This is a genomic window from Bradyrhizobium sp. USDA 3364, assembly GCF_054056355.1.
The window spans coordinates 2,039,055-2,058,919 of record NZ_JBSRYG010000002.1 but is presented as its reverse complement, the minus strand read 5'-3'; the positions used below and the strand labels follow the sequence as shown (position 1 = coordinate 2,058,919).

At 61.8% G+C, this 19,865-nt stretch carries 15 protein-coding genes and 1 pseudogene; 10 read left to right on the top strand and 6 right to left on the bottom strand.

The annotated features are described in order from the left end of the window. Positions 1–66 precede the first annotated feature (66 nt). Positions 67–993, top strand: a complete 927-nt coding sequence (locus ACVILL_RS09555; protein WP_456728828.1) for a LysR family transcriptional regulator — start codon at positions 67–69, stop codon at positions 991–993. A gap of 122 nt (positions 994–1,115) precedes the next feature. On the opposite strand, the gene ACVILL_RS09550 is transcribed toward ACVILL_RS09555, so the two are convergent. From ACVILL_RS09550 to ACVILL_RS09540, 3 genes are all read right to left on the bottom strand, one after another. Then, positions 1,116–1,889, bottom strand: a complete 774-nt coding sequence (locus ACVILL_RS09550) for a COG4705 family protein (protein ID WP_456728827.1) — start codon at positions 1,887–1,889, stop codon at positions 1,116–1,118. A gap of 91 nt (positions 1,890–1,980) precedes the next feature. Continuing rightward, a complete protein-coding gene (locus ACVILL_RS09545) occupies positions 1,981–2,385 on the bottom strand; it encodes a hypothetical protein (RefSeq protein WP_456728826.1) in 405 nt (134 codons plus the stop codon). A gap of 68 nt (positions 2,386–2,453) precedes the next feature. After that, complete coding sequence (locus ACVILL_RS09540) at positions 2,454–3,236, bottom strand: COG4705 family protein (RefSeq protein WP_456728825.1); 783 nt, start codon at positions 3,234–3,236, stop codon at positions 2,454–2,456. A gap of 275 nt (positions 3,237–3,511) precedes the next feature. On the opposite strand from ACVILL_RS09540, the gene ACVILL_RS09535 reads away from it, so the two are divergent. The 6 genes and pseudogenes from ACVILL_RS09535 to ACVILL_RS09510 all read left to right on the top strand — a co-directional run. Continuing rightward, on the top strand, positions 3,512–4,171 hold the full coding sequence (locus tag ACVILL_RS09535) for a response regulator transcription factor (RefSeq protein ID WP_456728824.1): 660 nt from the start codon (positions 3,512–3,514) through the stop codon (positions 4,169–4,171). Continuing rightward, positions 4,168–5,484 (top strand): ATP-binding protein, encoded by a 1,317-nt coding sequence (locus ACVILL_RS09530; RefSeq protein ID WP_456728823.1) that lies wholly within the window; start codon positions 4,168–4,170, stop codon positions 5,482–5,484. Before ACVILL_RS09535 ends, ACVILL_RS09530 begins: the two co-directional genes overlap by 4 nt. Positions 5,485–6,449: 965 nt before the next feature. Further along, positions 6,450–6,737 carry a hypothetical protein gene (locus tag ACVILL_RS09525; RefSeq protein ID WP_456728822.1) on the top strand — a complete coding sequence of 96 codons (288 nt, stop codon included), beginning with the start codon at positions 6,450–6,452 and terminating at the stop codon, positions 6,735–6,737. Positions 6,738–7,252: 515 nt separating this feature from the next. Next, positions 7,253–8,032, top strand: coding sequence for a DUF3050 domain-containing protein (locus tag ACVILL_RS09520; protein WP_456728821.1), 780 nt, complete (start codon positions 7,253–7,255; stop codon positions 8,030–8,032). Between the two features lie 1,085 nt (positions 8,033–9,117). Continuing rightward, positions 9,118–10,581 (top strand): catalase, encoded by a 1,464-nt coding sequence (locus ACVILL_RS09515; protein ID WP_456728820.1) that lies wholly within the window; start codon positions 9,118–9,120, stop codon positions 10,579–10,581. Positions 10,582–10,702: 121 nt separating this feature from the next. After that, positions 10,703–11,359 (top strand): annotated as a pseudogene (locus ACVILL_RS09510) (MIP/aquaporin family protein); the annotation flags it as partial. Between the two features lie 252 nt (positions 11,360–11,611). On the opposite strand, the gene ACVILL_RS09505 reads toward ACVILL_RS09510, so the two are convergent. The 3 genes from ACVILL_RS09505 to ACVILL_RS09495 all read right to left on the bottom strand — a co-directional run bounded on the left by ACVILL_RS09505 (position 11,612) and on the right by ACVILL_RS09495 (position 14,769). Further along, entirely contained in the window at positions 11,612–12,535 is a 924-nt protein-coding gene (locus tag ACVILL_RS09505) for a helix-turn-helix domain-containing protein (protein ID WP_456728819.1), read from the bottom strand. A gap of 239 nt (positions 12,536–12,774) precedes the next feature. Continuing rightward, entirely contained in the window at positions 12,775–14,109 is a 1,335-nt protein-coding gene (locus tag ACVILL_RS09500; RefSeq protein ID WP_456728818.1) for a histidine kinase dimerization/phospho-acceptor domain-containing protein, read from the bottom strand. A 3-nt stretch (positions 14,110–14,112) separates the two neighbouring features. After that, the gene (locus ACVILL_RS09495) at positions 14,113–14,769 is read right to left on the bottom strand and encodes a response regulator (RefSeq protein WP_456728817.1); all 657 of its coding nucleotides are present in this window, start codon (positions 14,767–14,769) and stop codon (positions 14,113–14,115) included. Positions 14,770–14,907: 138 nt separating this feature from the next. Between ACVILL_RS09495 and ACVILL_RS09490 the strand changes: the two genes are divergently transcribed. From ACVILL_RS09490 to ACVILL_RS09480, 3 genes are all read left to right on the top strand, one after another. Then, the gene (locus ACVILL_RS09490; protein WP_456728816.1) at positions 14,908–16,257 is read left to right on the top strand and encodes an efflux RND transporter periplasmic adaptor subunit; all 1,350 of its coding nucleotides are present in this window, start codon (positions 14,908–14,910) and stop codon (positions 16,255–16,257) included. 188 nt (positions 16,258–16,445) lie between these two features. Continuing rightward, positions 16,446–19,409, top strand: coding sequence for an efflux RND transporter permease subunit (locus tag ACVILL_RS09485; protein ID WP_456728815.1), 2,964 nt, complete (start codon positions 16,446–16,448; stop codon positions 19,407–19,409). A gap of 82 nt (positions 19,410–19,491) precedes the next feature. Beyond that, complete coding sequence (locus ACVILL_RS09480; protein WP_456728814.1) at positions 19,492–19,791, top strand: PRC-barrel domain-containing protein; 300 nt, start codon at positions 19,492–19,494, stop codon at positions 19,789–19,791. The last annotated feature ends 74 nt before the right edge of the window (positions 19,792–19,865 follow it).

Sequence of the window (19,865 nt, the reverse complement as noted above, 5' to 3'; positions counted from 1 at the left end):
CATGCGCAAAATGCATTCTCTTCATCCTCACATGCTTGTTTTGAATTACGTTGGAGCTCCAATCGCTTGAGCAAAACCCCGCCCAATCTGGCGGCGCTCGATCTGAACCTCTTGGTGGTGTTCGACGCCATTATGCGGGATCGTTCCGTGACGAGGGCGGGGCAACGCCTGGGGCTGAGTCAGCCCGCGATGAGCCATGCGCTGACCCGGCTGCGTCACATGCTGAAGGACGAGCTGTTTGTCCGCAGTCCGAACGGAATGGTGCCGACGCCGCGAGCCGACGAACTCGCCACCCCGATCAGGACGGCGCTCGACGGCCTGCAACAGTCGTTGGAACCGGTGCAGTTCGATCCGTCAAAGGCGACGGCATCGTTCCGCATTGCGGTCGACAACTACGCAGCCATCGTTCTGGTAGCTCCGATCGCGGCGCGGATCGCCAGGATCGCCCCCGGAGTGCGGCTGGATTTTCGGCCAAGCGGCACGCTGGACGTTTTCGAACAGCTTGATCGCAACGAATTGCATCTGGCGATCGGTCCGTCAGCAGTCCAGGGCGAGCGTTTCTCGCGGCGGCGATTGTTGCAGGATCAATTCGTCGTCGTTCATCGCAAGGGACATCCCGCGGCGAAAACACAGGAAATCTCGACGGAACAGCTGACGACGCTACCCCAATTGGAAATCTCGTCTGCCCAGTTTGGGCCCGATTTTGTCGAAATCGGACTTGGCAAGTCAAAGCCCGGCCTTAAATCGGCGATGCGTGCACCATTTTTGTCGGCAGCGCAGATTATGGCGACGTCGGATTTGGTGTCTGTCCTTCCGCTCAACGTCGCCAAAAACATGACCAGGTCTCACCCCCTTGTCTTCCGTCGGCTGTCGCGTTCGCCTCGGCCGATCGAAGCTGCGATGATTTGGTTGCGACGGCTCGACAACCAGCCGGCACATGCTTGGCTGCGGGAAGTTATCAGCCGCGTGACAAGCGAGCTTCGGGATAGTTGATAGGCTATTTTCGACAGAGATCCGGGTGCTATAGCGCGTTCGCCCGAAGAGTGGGTTGGCCCCCGGTTCGGCGCGATTGCGCGCCGAGCTCAGTCAAAATGTCTGCTTTGCGCGTTACGTCGTCAGGCCGGATGTTCCCCTGAGCGCTGCGGTACCAGCACAATCAACAGAACGATGATGGCCGCCAGCGAGGCCGACGCCGCGTATCGGCTGAGCGCCAGCCCGCCATGGTCGAGCGGCTTGTCGAGGAAATCGCCAACGGTGGCGCCCAACGGCCGGGTGAGAACGAAGGCGACCCAGAACAGGACAGTCCGCGAGACTTTGGTCGAGAAATAGGCCGCGGTAACGACCGCAAGTCCGGCGGCAAAGACCAGCGCGCCGCCAGCATAGCCGAGCCCGGTCGAGTCGGCCATCCAGTCACCGAGTGCGGTGCCCAGGGTCTGCGAGAACATGATCGTAATCCAGTAAAAGGTCTCCGCAGGCCTCGAATCGATCGAGGCGATCGAAACCGTCCCCGTCGTCCGATGCCAGATCGCCAGCGAAGCGACCAGCAGCACGGCGAGAAGCGAACTGCCGCCGAGATAGCCGATCCCGAGCGACCGATCGACGAAATCGGCGAGCGTGGTTCCGACCGTGGTGGTCGCGACGATCACCAGCCAGTAAAGCGGCGGGTGGAATCGCTTCGCGCTCATCTGTGCGGCGACAGCGGCGGCGAAGATCGCCGCAAAGATCGCCGTTCCCGTTAAATAACCTAGATTCATCGACATCGTCACGGCATCGCCGCCGGTCTCGCCGAGCGTCGTCGCGAGTATCTTAATGATCCAGAATGCCAAGGTGATTTCAGGGACTTTGCTCGCACGCTCGGTGCGGATGGGGTGCTTGTAATATTGATCCATGCTTCTTCCACTTCCGCTGGACGTCGACGGCAGACGTGCAGCGTCGCCGTCGGCCGCGTTGATACGTGTCAAAATGCAACGCTGCAGAGCGTCAGGATTTTCCGATTGAATCCATGATCGACAGCAGCTCCGCTATGGTCTGCTTGCATTTGGCAGCGTCTGGGGAGGTGGCGCGTAGCGCTTCTAGCGTGCGGTCAATCGCCTTGTCGACGATGTGCCAGTCGCCGGCCGCGCGCGGCTTCAAGACGGCCTCCGCTTCGTCCCACTGGATCTCTAGATCCTTGATCCGCGTCTTTGCGCCGGCGAGGTCGCCCTTGTCGACCAGCGCTGAGACGTCCACGACGATGGTGCGGAACGGCGTCAAGTCGCCGAGCTTCGATGACATCGCCGCTTCGGCAAGCGGCACGAACGAAATGTGCCCGTTGGTGCGGACGTTCGGCTCGCTTGTTGGCACCGTCAGAAAGCCGACGGCCAGCGCCAGAATTGTCTTGTTCATGCGTGTTCTCCTCTTGGCCTTGCCCGCACGCGATTGCGCGGATTTCTAATGAACATTGACATTGGAAATCACCGGACCGCATCGGTCTTGCCGGTTCGCTCGCCTTCAAAACTCGCCCAGGTGACCAGTGCGACGATGACGGTGAGAAATCCAATGCTGGTGTAGATGGTGCCGAGGCCGACGCCGCCGTAATTTCTGGACTGCGAAAGCAGGTCACCGAGCGAAGCGCCGAGCGGACGCGTAAGGATGTAGGCCAGCCAGAAGGTGAGAATCGGATTGGCGCCGAGATAGTAGGCGAAGGCGATGACCGCGATCAGCGCGCCGAATGCGACGACGCCGAGCTGGAAGCCGAGGCCGAGGGCTTCGGTCGCCAGATCCCCGGCCGCTGTTCCCAGCGCAAATGTGGAGAGGATCGCCGCCCAGTAGAACAGCTCGCGCCGCCTGGTGACAATGGTGTGAATTGAAAGCGTCCGCTCGGCGCCGTACCAGATCGCGAAAGTCGCCGCCAAAGTGGCGGCAAAGGCGGCCGTGCTAAGATAGAGGCTGATTTCAAGCTTGTCGGTGAGCAAGTCGGTGATCTGCGTGCCGACGACGCTGAGGAGGACCACCGTCAGCCAATAGCTTCCAGGAATGTAACTTCGCGCACGGAGCTGCAAGGCCAGTGCGGCGACGAGGAAACCGGCCATGATCACGGTCGTCGTGCTTGCCCCAAGGCCGACATGCACCGCGAGATAATCGGCGCTGGTCTCGCCAACTGTGGTCGACAGGATCTTGATGATCCAGAAGATCGCCGTGACTTCCGGGACCTTGTTGAGCAACAGTGGCGGACGCGGATTCACCGTGGCGGGCACGTGATCTCTCCTCGAAGGAATGCGGCGTGTTGAAGACGATGCCGGACCATGGCGACGCCAACTTAGGAGCGGCTTAGGAGGAGATTTTGAACGGAGTGAACGCGTGTTGACGACGCCGTGTCATTGGCGAGGTCTGCTCTAAGTGTCCGCTAAGTCGGGATGGGGAGAAACGATATCGGTCTCGAGTCGGAGAAATCAGCCGTGCGCGACGAGCGGTATCCCAGGGTGCGGTGTCATATGGGGATTAACCTGGGCGTCGAAAATGAGGCATCGAAATGCGGGTTTTGCTGATCGAGGACGACAAGATGGTAGGCGCGGCCGTCGAGCAGGCGCTTAGGGATGCGGCCTATGCGGTGGATTGGGTGACGGATGGTGAGACCGCCATCCACGCTGCGGAGAATGAGGCCTACGAGGTAGCGCTGCTCGATCTTGGGCTTCCCTTGGCCGATGGCCGCGAGGTGCTGCGCCGGCTTCGTGCGCTTGGCCGCAAGCTACCCGTCATCATTGTTACCGCGCGGGATGGCGTTGACGACCGCATCGACGGCCTCGATCTCGGCGCGGACGACTATCTGGTAAAGCCGTTCGAGATTCGCGAACTGCTGGCGCGCATGCGCGCGGTGCTTCGCCGTGAGGGCAGCGGTTCACCGGCGCTGCTCAGCAATGGCAAGCTTCACGTGGACCCTGCAACCCGGGAAGCTTCTTTCCACGGCGAGGCATCGCTGCTTACCGCTCGCGAGTTCGCGTTGCTTTCGGCCTTGTTGGCGCGGCCGGGTACGATCCTGTCGCGCAGTGAGTTGGAACGGCAAATCTACGGCTGGAACGAGGAAGTCGAGAGCAATGCGATCGAATTCCTGATCCACACCATCCGCAAGAAACTGGGCGCCACAGTGATCCGCAATGTGCGCGGCGTCGGCTGGATGGTGGACCGCCCATGATGACAAAATCCCTGCGCGCTCGGCTTTTTGTCGGCTTGACTGCGGTCATCCTCCTGGCGGGGTCCATCGGAGGCGCGTTCACCTATCTCTGGGCCTTCGACGAGGCGATCGAGATGCAGGATTCGATCCTGATCCAGATCGGAAGCCTGCTGCAGAACGGTAGCGTCAAGAGCGACCGGTCGCTTCGCGGCGTTGATGCGGACGCGCAGGTTGATGTCACGGAATTGGGAACGACGCCGCACGGCCCGGCCGAGGAGCGTCGACTTTGGGGCCTCCAGGACGGACTGCACGTGGCGTCGCGCACCGGTCAGTCGGCGCGGGTGCTAGTGCAGACCCGACCTGATGGAAGCCGGTTTGCCGTGACGCAACTGACCGACGTCAGAGATGACATAGCAGGCAGCATGGCGCTTCGCACGCTGCTACCGATCGCGGCGTTGATTCCCTGCCTGCTGCTGGTCACGGCCTTACTTGTTGCGAGGTCGCTGCGCCCGATGGTCCGGCTGGCCGGCGATCTCGACGCAAGACGCGCCGATGACATGACCCCGCTTCCGCTGTCGCGTACACCAAGTGAACTTCACCCGTTCATCGCATCGATCAACGGGCTGTTGGAGCGAGTGAAACTGATGATGGATCAGCAGCGACGTTTCGTCGCCGATGCTGCGCATGAACTGCGGACGCCTATCACTGCGCTTAGCTTGCAGGCCGAGAATCTCGATCTAGTCGATCTTCCTGAGCAAGCGCGTGAGCGTTTGGCCGCGCTCAAGCAGGGTATGCGCCGCACCAAGCATCTTCTTGAGCAACTGCTCGCGCTGGCGCGACATGAATCCGACCCGAGCAATGAAGCCACCGTGGTGCCGCTGGACCGCATTGCGAAGGATTTGGTGTCCGATTTGCTGCCGGACGCGGCGCGCAAAGGAATAGATCTCGGTTTCCAGTTGATTGAACCGATTGCGACCAAGGGCGAACCCATGATGGTCGCAACGATGATGCGGAACCTGCTCGACAATGCCGTACGGTTCACGCCGCCGAGCGGCCGCGTCGATATCGGGGTCTATCGCGACGGCAGCGAAGCGGTGGTTCAGATTGAAGACACCGGGCCAGGTATCCCGCCGGGCGACGTCGATCGGATATTCGAGCCGTTCTTCCGCGGCAGCCGCCCGTCCGAAGATGGCACCGGACTGGGCCTCTCGATTGTAAAACGCGTCGTTGATCGCCTGGGAGGCACAGTTGTGCTGGAGAATATTTCCGACCGACCCTCGAAAGGTCTTCGAGCAACCGTCCGCCTCCCGGTCGTGAACGATCTTGGTCGATAGCAGTTCAGCTTCGATATCCTGGTTCGATCAAAAGCGCCGCTTTGCGTTTCGGCCGGTTACTTCCGGTCCCTCTCTCACTCTCTCGAGGCAAAGTGCGGAAATGATGTCCTAGGGAGGTAGGTAGGCGCTCTATGTCGTACCTAAGTCGTTCGAGTTAAGGCTCTCTCGTCGTTCTTCAAGCGACGCTATATCCGACGACGTCTTGAGACAGGAGAGTCATGATGACCATACAGACAAGCGAGGACCGAGTTCTTCTGCGCGAAGCTGCGGATGGAAATCCGGAGATCGGCTTCGAGTCGTTTGTACCGGTGCTTATGATGTCGTCTATTGGGCTAACGCTTAGTCTCTTGATAATAATTCTTGTCGCGCGTTAATTCGGCGAAGTTCTCCAGCGCCCTGTATGGCGCTGTCAGCAACATAGAGATTGAGCGCTGGGGGTGGGGGTCGGACTGAGTCATTCGCGCCGACTTTGGCATCTTCGACATGTCCGGTTGCGCGCATTGCGGCCATTTCCAACCTGAATACAAGCGATGCGGGCCGGCCGGTGATCGGCGCATCAAAACCCTCGCTACGGACCAGTATGGCGCAATGGCCGAAAGCGAGTGGTCAAGAACACTTTGTCGGTGTTGTCGGCGACAGGCTCATCCCGGAACTGGATTCAATCGATTCGGGTCTGCGGGCTTCAGCGCGAGAGTACTGAAGCCCGCGGACGATCACACCGTCATCGATACCGACGTTCTTAGCCGATCGCCCTAGATGCAATCACCCTCGGCGTGCGACGGTTAACCGCACACCTGGACGGGACGCAGGCGCCAACCATGTGAGGTGTGGAGACGTCGCTGAACCACGCGGCAACTGCCGTTGTCATAGTACCCATCGTTATAGGCATACGGATAAGAGCCATACGGGTCATCATCAGCGTAGTCGTCATAGTAACCGTATGGGAAGAAGCCGAATCGAGAGCGGTGGCCGAAGTCGCGATCGCGGAAACCGCGACCATCACGGTCGTGGAATCCGCTGCCACGGAAACCATCGCCCCGGAAGCCGCCGGCCATCCCCGTACGGAAGCCGCCGCCCGCGAAACCGCCACCGCGGAAGCCGCCGGCAAAGCCGCCACCGTGGAAACCGCCACCACCAAAGCCTCCGTGGCCACCGCCCATGCCGCCACCTCCGTGGCCGCCACCACCGCCACCACCGCCACGCGCCAACGCCATAGTCGGCATAGCCAGGCCAACGGACGCGACCGCCAATAGCGCTATAACCTTCTTGCGTATCATCACCATTCTCCGTCAGAGATATCGCTCCCAACCACGATGTCCCTTGCAGGTGATACCCGTTTTGAAAATCACCACTGACCTTAGCAATTCCCGTCGCTCAACTCTGCGCGACCACGCCTCATTAAATTTAAAGTCAGGAAGGAGTTGTGCGTGGGTCGCGCAGCGCCTTCAAGAGAGTCCATCGTTACGGATGTAGCTTGATTAGGAGTCTCTCAACAGAGAACAGCCGCTTGACAATTCCGAACCTGAACAAACTGAGAAGCGCTGATGCGGCTAGACGGTTGTTCTGATCTCTTTCCACACGAAGAGCGGCGCACGCTAGCACTCATCGTGAATCCGCATCACGCGGCACTGATAATGAAATCCGTCTCACGCACGACTGACTCGTGAAGCACTTGTTTCTCGTACCACACAAAAAGAAATAGGGCGTCTAAGCCGGGCTCACCCCTCAACCCAGAGCCAAGGTCAAACATGCCAAATAGAGGTCAAAAATGTCGAAACAGGTTCGTGACCACCTAGCCACTCTTCGCGCCGGGCTGCTGGACCACCCCATCTACGCGGAGGTCGCTTCCGTTGAGGATCTGAGGCGATTTATGGAGGATCATGTTTTCGCCGTCTGGGATTTTATGTCGCTGCTGAAACGGCTGCAGCAAGACCTGACATGCACGAGAGTGCCCTGGTTCCCGGCGGACAATGCACGGGCTGCGCGCTTGATCAATGACATCGTGATTGGCGAGGAGACGGATGTCGATCCGGACGGCTCCTATGTCAGTCACCTCGATCTCTATCTCCGCGCCATGGCGGACGTCGGGGCCAGCACCCGCCAATTCGAAGCGTTTCGCTCATTGGCACGAGTCGGTACTTCGGTCGAAGGCGGGTTGGTGCGAACCGGCGTGCCACCTCATGTCCGATCCTTTGTCGCGCACACGATGACACTGGCCCAGTCGGGGTCGACGGAAGAGGTCGTCGCGGCATTTTTCTATGGCCGAGAGGACATCATTCCGGAGATGTTCGGCAGGCTGCAGAAAACGCTCCCGGGCATGAAGCACGACAAGGCTCGCTTGCGCCATTTCATCTACTACATCGAGCGGCATATCGAGCTCGATGGTGACAGTCACGGCCCGATGGGGAGGGAACTGCTTGACAAGCTGGTCGCGGACTCTCCGCAAAAGAACGAACGCGCTCTACGCGCTGCGTGCAACAGCATCCAGGCCCGGATCGAGCTTTGGAACGGCACATTGGGCACACTTCGCGCCGCGCGCGCCGCGTAAAGGCTTCGTCCAAATGTAGGCCGACCGACGGGGCCCGAGGGCAGGGAGGCGCAAGCTCCGTTCGCAAGACGCAGACCCGCCGCCCACGAGAGCGGCGGGTTTTTTTCCTGCGGATCCCAGCCGCTATAGAACAGTTTAAAAACTCAATCATCGGCGTCGGCTACCGCTGACATCGCGTATTCTCCTTTAATTGTGTCAGCGCTTGGGAACGGCCGCTCTGCCATGGTGAGCGCCGGCACGTCTCGGGCTCCAGAGCGAACTCGGTGAGAGATTGCTGGCGTCAACGGCGCGATCGAACTCCACTCCCAACAACGCATATCTCCGTTGACGTTTGACGAATGTTTGGCGGAGAGCGTGGGTCATTGCACCGTTCGGTGCCGCGGGACAATGAACCAAGGAGTAGTCGAGATGGATGACGTTCGAGTCGTGCTCGTATGTCGCAAAATAGTGGCCAGCCTGTGCATCTGCTCCACACCTGGCGACCACTACCCTGCGAACCTCGAGGGGGAGGCGATCAATCCGCTCGGCACACCAGGGAGGATCGCGAGGTGCGACTGGTGCGGCAGTTGCTCCGTACGACCATCCCAACGCGACGGCGGCAGCAAGCAAGGAAGTGGCCGTTCTAATCTTTGAAGCAACTGGCTTCGATCGGAGCCATTGCCGCGGCTGACAACGTGGATGAGCTGACGTATGGCTGGATGGCATCCAAGAAGTAGCCTTCGATGCCGTGAAGCTGCACTCGCCTGCGCGTGTAAACATAGGGATCCTCTAACGACACGTCGGATGCCGCAGAGATGGCAGGAATAGCTGACGTCAAACTGAACGGACCGCTTACGCTCAGCCTCCGGGGATCAGCTAGCGTCACGGTTACGTTATTCGGCTAGATGCAAGAGCATTGGCGCAAGACCGCTACAACCACAGCAACAGATCCTAAGTCGCCGCCAAGCAGGACCCCTACATTTCCGTCGCACCCGGCTTCTCGCAAACGCAATTCGTCAACGACCGACGTTGCGAACGCAAGAGTAGTTGCCACAAAGAGCGGCGGCGTGCTGGGATCTCAATGTCTCTCGATACAGGAGCAATCCGTGGCCAAACGCCCTATACTAACCACCGACAGCGGTATGCCAGTTTCCGACAACCAGAACAGCATCACGGCAGGGCCACGCGGCCCGCTGCTGATGCAGGACTTCGTTCTATTCGAGAAGCTTGCCCACCAGAACCGTGAGCGCATTCCCGAACGCGGCCAGCACGCCAAGGGTTCGGGTGCCTATGGCACGTTGACCATCACTCACGACATCTCGAAATACACCAAGGCCAAGGTGTTGCAGAAGGGCGCAAGAACCGAAGCTTTCCTGCGCTTCTCGACGGTGGCCGGCGAGCGTGGTGCCGCGGACGCAGAGCGTGACGTGCGCGGCTTCGCGCTGCGCTTCTATACCGAGGAAGGCAATTGGGACATGGTCGGCAATAATACACCGATATTCTTCGTGCGCGACGCGCTGAAGTTCCCAGACTTCATCCACACGCAGAAGCGGCACCCGAGGACCAACATGCGCTCGCCGACCGCGATGTGGGATTTCTGGTCCCTGTCGCCGGAGAGCCTGCACCAAGTGACCATCCTCATGTCGGATCGCGGCCTGCCGCAGAGTTATCGCAATATCGACGGCTTCGGCTCGCATACCTACTCGTTCATCAATGCCAAGAACGAACGCCACTGGGTCAAATTCCACTTCAAGACCATGCAGGGCATCAAGAACTGGACGAACGCCGAAGCCGCCGAGAAGGTCGCCTACGATCGCGAGACCCATCAGCGCGACCTGTTCGAATCGATCGAAAAGGGCGATTTCCCGAAGTGGAAATTCTCCATCCAGATCATGCCGGAGAACGATGTCGACAAGAACTGGTACAACCCGTTCGACCTTACCAAAGTCTGGCCGCACCAGGATTACCCGCTGATCGAAGTCGGGATCCTCGAGCTGAACCGCAATCCGCAGAATTATTTCGCCGAAGTCGAGCAGGCCGCGCTTTCGCCCGCCAATATCGTGCCCGGCATCGGCCACTCGCCGGACAAGATGCTGCAGGCGCGCATCTTCTCGTATGCCGACGCGCACCGCTATCGCGTCGGCGTCAATGCGGATCAGCTTCCCGTCAACAGGCCGCGCTGCCCCGTCCACACTTACAACGTCGATGGCACCATGCGGCTCGCAGGCAATCCGAATCCTGATGCCTATTACGAGCCAAACTCGTTCAACGGCCCGGTGCAGGACGAGCGTTTCCGCGAGCCGCCGTTGAAGATCTCCGGCGATGCCGACCGCTACAATCATCGCGACGGCAACGACGACTATCGTCAGCCCGGCGACCTGTTCCGGCTTATGACGGCCAACCAGAAGGAGCAACTCTTCCAAAATTACAAGGCGGCGATGCAAGGCGTTCCGGTCGAGATCGTCAAGCGGCAGATCGCCCACTGCTACAGGGCCGATCCCGACTACGGCGCCGGCGTCGCGAAGGCGATGGGCATCGATTTTAAACCGCAGACCATCGCAGCGGAGTAGGGTCGCTCGCTTCGCCTGCCGGCGGCGCTCCCCGTGCCGTCGGCCATCCCCAAATCCCAACGGATCGCTTCCGGCGCAAACCCGATCGCGCCGGGCGGTCAACCTCACTCTGGAGTCAACGATGTCCAACCCGATTGCACCAAAACTCCTGGCGGAGTTCATCGGCACCTTCGCGTTAATATTCATCGGCGCCGGCGCCGGGGCCGTGGTCGGCGATGGTGTCGGCCTGCCCGGTCTCGCCGCGATTGCCGTTGCTCACGGTTTGACCGTCATGGTCTTCGCCTTCGCCTACGGCTCCGTGTCGGGCGGCCATTTCAACCCCTCCGTTACTGTGGGTGTGCTCGCCGCCGGCGCCATGCGTGTCGGCGAGGCGGCTAGCTATATCGTTAGTCAGCTCATTGGCGGTATTGTCGGCGCGCTCTTGTTGCGGGCTGTATTAGGCGGTGCGGAGACCGGCCTCGGCACCCCCGCACTCGCGCACAATGTCGCTTTGGGTGCCACGACCCTCACGATCACGGCTCGGGCCGGCTTCATGATCGAGGCCATCCTCGCCTTTTTCCTGGTCACTGTCGTGCTCAGCACCGCGGTGGCGGGCCGCGCCGGCATCCTCGCGCCGTTGGCGATCGGGATGACCCTGACCCTCAACATCATCATGGGTGGCGCGCTCACGGGCGCCGCCTTCAACCCGGCGCGGGCGCTTGGCCCGATGATCGCGACCGGGAATTTCAACGATGCCTGGCTGTATTTGACGGCCCCGATCGTCGGCGCCATCGTCGCTGCGATTCTACACACGGGCCTCGGCCGGCTCGTCCACGACCGGATGCCGTCAGCCAGCGCCGCCCGGGACGCCCGCCGAATGAGCCTCTTTCGATACACGTGTTCGGAGATCAGAGGAGATTGCGCCTGCTGCCGATCGGCAGCAGGCAGATCGCTACGTCCTTCGACGATGTCGTTTGCGAGCTGCGTCGCGCGCCACAAAGGGCGGCCTAGCGGTGTGCGCTATCGCGTGGCGTCCGCAACCCCGACCGCTTTAATCGAGACAGCGACGGTAATAGCTCGGAGTTTCGCCGGTCAGCCTGTGAAACGCGCTGGTGAATGTGCTGGTATCGCTGAAGCCGACCTCAAGTGCAATCGCCGTCACCGACCGTTCGCGATTCGCCAATAACTGCTTGGCCCGTTCGATTCGCCGGGTCGCGTGATATCGGTGCGGCGGCAGGCCGAACGAACGTTTGAACGAGCGGGAGAAATGATACGGACTGAGCCGCGCCAACTCGGCCAGTGTCGCAAGCGGAATATCGTCGGCGACATGCTCCTCGATGTAGGCGGCCACCCGCTTCTGTTGCCAGGCAGCAAGGCCGCCACGGCTGACCGGCTCGTGGGGTTCCGTGCCACCGTTGATGCGAACGAGTTCATGCGTCAGCACGATGCCGAGCGCTTCGGTGTATTGCCGATGCGCCGTGTCCGCGTTCTCGATCACCGACTTGAGCTTGAGAGCGGTTTGCCAGAGATCCCGATCGTAAAAGAACAGGCGCGGCTTGAATTCGATCTCGTCAAATCGCAGCGCGGGATCGGCGAGAGGCCCGCGCGGATCAATGTAGAGGTAGGTTGTGTGCGTCAATGCGCGAGGTCTCTGCCATCCGCGGAAGTCGTGCCCGGCGGGAACGAAAGTCAGCTTGTGCGTGAAATCGCGCAAGGTCGACCGCGGCAGGCCTTCAACAAACGACTCCCCATCGTAGCGCTCGGCGACTTCTGCCGCGATTAGCAGGTGCCATGGAGCCCGGAATCCATATTCAAACTGCGTGTGCCGCATGATCTGGACCGTCTCCCCGCGAAACCCCGACCAGGTCGTGGAACGGCGCTCGGCGATCTCAGGCGGGGAGATATTGACGAGCGGACGTGGCGGAGGTGGAAGGGCAGCGGGTTGATTCGGCGTCGATTGGACGGAACTGGCCATTGTTCGATCTCCACTCGCTTGATGCCCGTTTGACCCCAGTGGTTGTTGGTAGGGGCTCGATCAGCAATCCCGGGTTGTATGTGACCGACGATCCGGGGCGAAGGAACAGGCTTCCAAACACGGCAACCTCGCCGTCGCCTCGGTCTCGATTGGGCAAAATCGCACGCGCTCCATATCGGCCAGACGCCGATGCGCCCATGCAGGCGATACTTTGGGACACACTGCCCATCGGAGAGGCTTCAAGTTGGTTCAGGGAAAACGAGGCGAGCCTCGAAACCGCTGACACGACCCATGACAGGGGAAATGAGGGTCAGGCTGCCGCCAATCTGCCTCATAACGCTATCAACAATGGCGAGCCCAAGACCGCCGCCAGCACCGACCGAGCATCCACGAACGAAGGGCTTCCTCAGCGTCTCGAGGATCTCCGATTGAATGATGGCACCGCCGTTCAGCAGGCGAATCTGCCGGTCTGGGCCTACAACGAGCTCGATCGACTCATCGGGGGCACCGTAGCGCACCGCGTTCTCGATGAGGTTACGAAGCGTGATGCCGATGATGTCCAATTCACCCTGTACGATGAACTCGTCCGGACCGTCCGCGGTGACCACCAGCCGGTCTCCGACGTCTTCGCGCCGGCGGAACTCATCGACGAGAATCTGTACGACCGTCATGATGTCGACGCGCTCCCGCTGCATCCCGACACCGGCGCCGCTGCGCGACAGTTGCAGCAACTTCTCGGCAAGGCTGCTGAGCCCCTTGATCTGGACGACGATGCGGGTCGAGCGTTCGGCGTGCTGCGTTCCGGCGAGCTGGGCCGACAGCAACTGCATCTGCGCCAGCACAGCCGCAATCGGCGTCCGCAACTCGTGGGCGCTGTTCGCCGCGAACTGGCGTTCAGTCGCCAAGGCGCGCTCTAGCCGTTCAAGGAGGCGGTTGACCGCTGCCTGAATCGGAGCGAGCTCGGTCGGTAGCGCCATGTCGGAGATTTGCGACAGATTAGAGCCGTCGCGACGGCTGATCTCACCCCGCAGCTGATCCAACGATCGCATGCTCCGAAAGACCGCCCAGCGGATCAGGAACCACAACAACGGCAGGAACAGCAGCAGCGGCCCGACGGTCAACGCAGTTGCCCGCCACAGCGACTCGGCACGGTGCGCCCTGGGCTCTGCAACTTCGATGAAATAGCCATCGGCGGCAGCGGGCTGCGCATAGATGCGATACTGCGGCGTGTCGTGGAATCCCGCCTGACGCGGCACCGGAAACGGTGTCTCAGGCGCATTCTCCGAGCGCATCGCGATTTCGCCGGTCGGTCCGACGATCTGATAGGCCAAGGCCCGTGGATCCATCGTGGCAACTAATTGCTTCGCCATTCGCTGCATGGCCTCTGGCTGCCGCACGGCCTCGTAGGTGGCCGGCAAGAGCCGCTGCGCGACCTCCTCGATCGCATCATCGAGTCTTTCGTTGATCTCAAACACCGTGAGCGTGCCCGCGGCAATGCTGCCGAGGACCCACAAGGCTGCCATCGACGACGCCAACAACCAGATCAGGCGTGAAACGAGGCTTCCTTGCGCCATGTTTCACTCTCCCAAGCGGTAGCCGAGACCGCGTACCGTTCGAATGAAATCTCGCCCGAGCTTGCGGCGGACGCGGCTGACATAGACCTCGATCGTGTTGCTCTCGATCTCCTCGCCAAAAGCGTAGAGCGCATCCTCGATCTGCTCTTTCGACACGATTGACCGTCGCCGCTGCCCCAACACCTCGACCACAGCCCATTCCCGCGCACTGAGTTCGACAGGCCGCCCACCCAATCGCGCGACTTTGGGTTCCCACTCCAATTCGACCGGGCCGATCTGGAGGATCGGCACCGCCTTTCCGAAATACCGGCGGCTGACGGCCTCCAGACGTGCATTCACTTCGTCGAGGTCGAAGGGCTTGACGATGTAGTCGTCGGCGCCCGCTTTCAACCCCTCGATTCGGTCACTGACGAGGTCGCGCGCGGTGAGGATGACGACTGGCAGCGCCTCACCACGGCGGCGAAGTTTTCGCAGGAAATCCAGGCCGCGCCCATCCGGCAGGTGCAGATCAAGCAGCAGCGCGTCATAGGAGACCGTGCGCACCGCATGCTCAGCCGGCTCCAGCCGTTCGAACCAGTCGACGGCATGTCCCGCCGCTCGAACATGCTCCTGCACAGCCGATCCGAGATGCGGCTCGTCCTCAATCAGCAAGACTCGCATGGTCCGCTCACGATCCTCATGAAACGTGGTTGAAGGAGAAAGCTGAAGCCAACCTGAACGTCACAGAGATAGTCTTCAGGCCAGCGTCAGAAAAGCCCGCTAACGATCCCGACCAACGGGTTTCGTCGGAGCGGGAAAATGATTGATACAAGCCTATCACGCACAGTTCACGCTTTCGCGATCAATGGGTCGGAGGCCGGCCATGGCCCGTTGCCTCTTTGTCGGACATTGGCGGTGACGAAGCATCGATTGCTCTTCAGCGCCGCGATGGTCGCTATCGCCTTGGCCGCGGGATTTGCGGCGGGCCGCTCGTTGCCGTCCGCCTCGATCGCGGCGCCGGTGAGCGTCCCGGCGGCAGCTGCCGCTGATCCGGGGCTGCCAGTCACAATTACTCTCTCCGAGCCGAAGCTTGCGAACCTGCAATTACAGATCGAGGAGGCGAAGTCCGGTCCGCTGGTTCAGGCCGTGTCGGCGACGGGTAGCGTCGGCTACGATCAGCTCCATGTTGCCCGCATCAGGCCCGTGGCGCGCGGCCGGATCGAAGCGCTCCATGTAACCGCCGGCGATCGGGTCGTAGCAGGTCAGCGGTTGGCGGTCCTCGACAATTTCGACCTCAGTGCCGCCCATAGCAGGGTTCTGAGCGCCGAGGCGGCGCTCGGTCAGGCGCAAGCGCAACTCAGAGCGGCAAATGCCGCTTACGACCGCGCGACAAACCTCATTCGTAACGACCTCGTGACGCAGGCCGAGGTCGAGGCTCGGCGCGCCACCGTCGCCACCATGGAAGCCGATCTCCGCACCAAGCAAGCCGAGTTGCAGCGGTACCGGGAGGAAGAGGTGCGGCTGCTACCGATGCGGCCCGCCGCCACAGGCGCAAGCCCCTCCAGCGATCAGCCGACGCTCGGCTCGCGGGGCGCCATCGTCGCGCCATTCGCCGGCGTGGTTGATTCGGTCTCTGTGGCGAAAGGAGAGATCGTCGATCCGGCGGCGTCGATATTGACCGTGTCGGATCTCTCGACCGTCTGGGTCCAGGCCGACGTAGCAGAGAGGGATCTCGGCGCAGTCAAGGTGGGCGATGCGGTCGAGGTGAGAGTGCGTGCCTTTCCAGGTCGCGTTTTTACCGGCCGTGTCACCTACATCCCCAACCAGATCGAGACGACGACGGGGATGGCCAAGGTGCGCTGCGAGATCCCCAACCTGGACGGCGCGATGCGCGTCAATATGTTCGCCACCGTCACCATCCTCTCACCACAGGGCGGCGACGCTGTCTTGGTGCCGAGCGAAAGCCTGCAGCAACTCAACGGGCAGAGCATCGTGTTCATTCCGACAGGAGATCGCCAGTTCGCCTGGCGTGTGGTTCGTACGGGCCCGGTCGCAAACGGAAAGACCCAGATCACGAGCGGGCTCGCGGCTGGCACCGCAGTCGTCGGCGAGGGCAGCTATTGGCTCAAGGCGGCTCTGATGCAGTCCACCATTCCGGACCAGGGCTAGGGGAGACATTACCGTGATCAACAGGATCGTCGATGCCGCCCTCGGCAACCGCATGCCCGTCCTCATCCTCATCGCCGGGCTTGTCGCGGCCGGCCTCCTGAGCATGCAACGCCTGCCGTTTGACGCCGATCCGGACATCTCGCCGCTGCAAGTGCTGGTCACCACCCCCCGCACCGGGGCTCGCCCCCATGGACGTGGAGCGTTCGATCACCACGCCGATCGAACTCGCCCTGCAGGGCCTCCCGGGCATGACGAGCTACCGCTCGATCTCGCGCTACGGGCTGTCCGTCATCTATGTGAAGTTCGCCGACGGCGGCGACATCCTGACCGACCGCACGCTGGTTGCGCAGCGGCTGAGCCAGACAGCGCTGCCGGCAGAGGCAGGAACGCCGAGGCTTGGCCCACTCTCCGACGGCCTCTCCGAGATCTACCAGTTCAGGGTCGAGGGCAATAACCACTCGCTCATGCAGTTGCGCTCGATCCTGGATTGGCAGGTCGCGCCGCAGCTCAAGCTGGTCCCGGGCATCACCGAGGTCAACGTCAACGGCGGCGAACTCAAGACCTACGAGGTCCGGGTTTCCGAGAGCGCGTTGACGCACTTTGGCTTCTCGATCGAGGACATCTACAACGGGGTGGCGCAGAACAACCGCGCCATCGGCGGTGCGACGCTCGCCCGCAACGGTGAGCAGGCCGTCATCCGTGGCGAAGGATTGCTGGAATCGATCGGCGACATCGGCAACATCGTGCTGCGTACCGCAACCGGCGGGGCGCCGCTCTACCTCAAGGATGTCGCGGAAGTTGTCGAGGCGCCGATGCCGCGGCTCGGCGCGGTGACGAGCCAGGGCGACGGCCAGGCCGTGGTTGGCGTCGCGTTGATGACGCTGGGCGAGAACACGCGCGTGGTTGCTGAGCGGCTGACCACAGCCGTGCAGCAGATCAACAAGACGCTGCCGCCTGGCGTGAGCATCGTTCCCTACTACAATCGCGCTGATCTGATCGACCGCGTCCTGCAGACGGTGGCCCACAACCTGGCCGAAGGCGCCTCCCTGGTCATCATCGTCCTGTTGTTGCTGCTGGGCAATTTCCGCGCTGCCGTCATAGTGGCGCTGGCTATTCCGCTCTCGATGCTGGCCGCCGTCACTGCGATGTACTTCGCTGGGTTGTCGGGCAACCTGATGAGCCTCGGCGCCATCGATTTCGGTCTGCTGGTTGACGGCGCGGTGGTGATGATCGAGAACATCGTGCGCCGTCGCGCAGAGGCGCCATCTTGCCCGGCCGAGCAGGTGGTACGCGAGGCCGCGCACGACGTAGCGCGCCCGGTCGCCTTTGCGGTCGCAATCATCACCTTGATCTATTTGCCGATCCTCAGCCTGCAGGGCGTCGAGGGCAAGATGTTCCGCCCGATGGCGCTCACCGTGATGTTCGCGCTGGCCGCGTCGCTGGCGCTGACGCTCACGCTGATGCCGGTGCTCGCTTCGTTCTTCCTGCGCAAGCCGGTCGCCGAGCGGGACAGCCGCATCATCGGCGTGGCTCGGAGCAGTTACGCGCCAGTGCTCGCGAGGACGATGCGCCATCCTGGAATCACCATTCTCGTGGCGACCGTGACGCTGGGTGGCGCCCTCGTGGTCGGCTCCCGTCTCGGCGCAGAGTTCCTGCCGCGCCTGGAGGAAGGCGCGCTCACCGTCACCACCACCAAGCTGCCCGGCATCTCGCTCGAATCCGCCATCGCCACCCAGACCATGGTGGAGAAGACGCTGACGAAATTCCCCGAGGTGCAGAGCGTGACTACGCTCGGTGGCAGTTCGGAGATCCCGACAGATCCGATGGGGGTCGAGCAAAGCGACACCTTCATCATTCTCAAGCCAAAACCGGAATGGCGCACCGCGCAGACCGAGGCCGGGCTGATCGAAGCGTACAAGGAGGCTTTGGATCAGAGCGTGCCCGGCATTACGCAAAGCTGGGCGCAACCGATCGAGATGCGCATGGACGACCTCTTGCAGGGTGTGATGGCCGACCTCGCGATCGCCATCCACGGGACCGACACGGCAACACTCCACGACCTCGCCGACCAGGTTGCGCGCGTGGTCTCGGCCGTTCCTGGGGCGGCCGACGTGCAGGCAAAACAGACGGTCGGGCAGCCGTATCTCCGCGTCATCGTCGATCGTGATGAGATCGCGCGACGCGGCTTCAATGCGACCCAGGTGCTCGACCTCGTCGAAGCGCTGGGCGGACGCACCGTCGGCACCATGAAAGATGGCGACGAGCGGTACAATATCCGCGTCCGGCTCGCGCTGCGCGACCGCGACAGCATCGACCATATCCGGGCGCTGCGCGTGAACAACGGCGCCGGCGTCTCAGTTGCCCTCGGCGATCTGGCCGACATTCGCTGGGAGCCCGGCCCAGCCCAGATCGAGCGCGAGGAAGGCAGGCGTGTTGTCAAGGTGCAGGCCAATGTGCGCGCGCGGCCGCTCGTCAACTTCGTGGCCGACGCGCAGCAGGCGGTCGCGGCCCAGGTCCGCCTGCCGCCTGGCTATACGATTTCTTGGGGTGGCAGCTTCCAGGACTTGCTGCAAGGCATGGCGCGGCTGTCCGTCGTGGTTCCCGTAGCCCTGGCCGTCATCCTCCTGTTGCTCTATCTGATGTTCGGCAGCGCTCGGCTTGCGACGCTGATCTTTTTCAACGTGCCGTTTGCGGCGGTGGGCGGAATTTTCGCGCTCGCGCTGCGCGGCATGCCGTTCAGCATCTCCGCCGCGGTCGGCTTCATCGCCCTGTTCGGCATCGCCATTCTGAATGGCGTGGTGATGGTGAGCTACATGGAGGAACGTCGCAGGGAAGGGCTCTCTGCTGCAGTCGCGGCTTGGCAAGCTGCGATGACGCGGCTCCGCCCGGTGTTGATGACGGCGACCGTTGCCAGCCTCGGCTTCCTGCCAATGGCACTTTCGGCGAATTCCGGCGCCGAAGTGCAGCGTCCGCTGGCGACGGTCGTCATTGGAGGCCTGATCAGCGCGACGGTGCTCACGTTGCTGGTGCTTCCTGCGCTTTATCCCTGGTTTTGTCCGGCGCGCTCTTCCGAGCACGCTACCGCACGTCGACGCCTTTTTCGTGCCGCCGTTTCTTCGACAAAGCTTCACGAAGGGCTAACTCGGTCCTAAGGCAATTGCGCAAAGCTGTATGAACTGGGCGAGGGGCCGGCGAAACACGAAGCGCCCCAAACTACCGGAAGTGGACACGATCATGAACAATTCCTTCGAAGCATCCGAGCTTTCGTCTGTTCAACTGGAGGGCACCGCTGTCGTGGGCCCGGACGGCGATCGAATCGGATCGATCGAAAGTGCCGCCATCGACCAGACAAGTGGCTCCCTCTCGTACGTGGTGATGGCCGTCACACGATACGGATTCGTTACGGCACGGTATATGCTTCCTTGGCATCGCCTCGACTACGACCGCCAACTCGCCGCCTATCGGGTGGATCTTACGCATAGGCAGTTGAAGGCTGCTTCGCTTCCCCAGCAGCCCTTCGGTTGCGGGCTTTGACCGACGTCGACGACCGACGTGCGGGGCCCGGCCAATCCGGCGAGCGCGCCTGTTGGCGGCGCATGGCAGCCAGA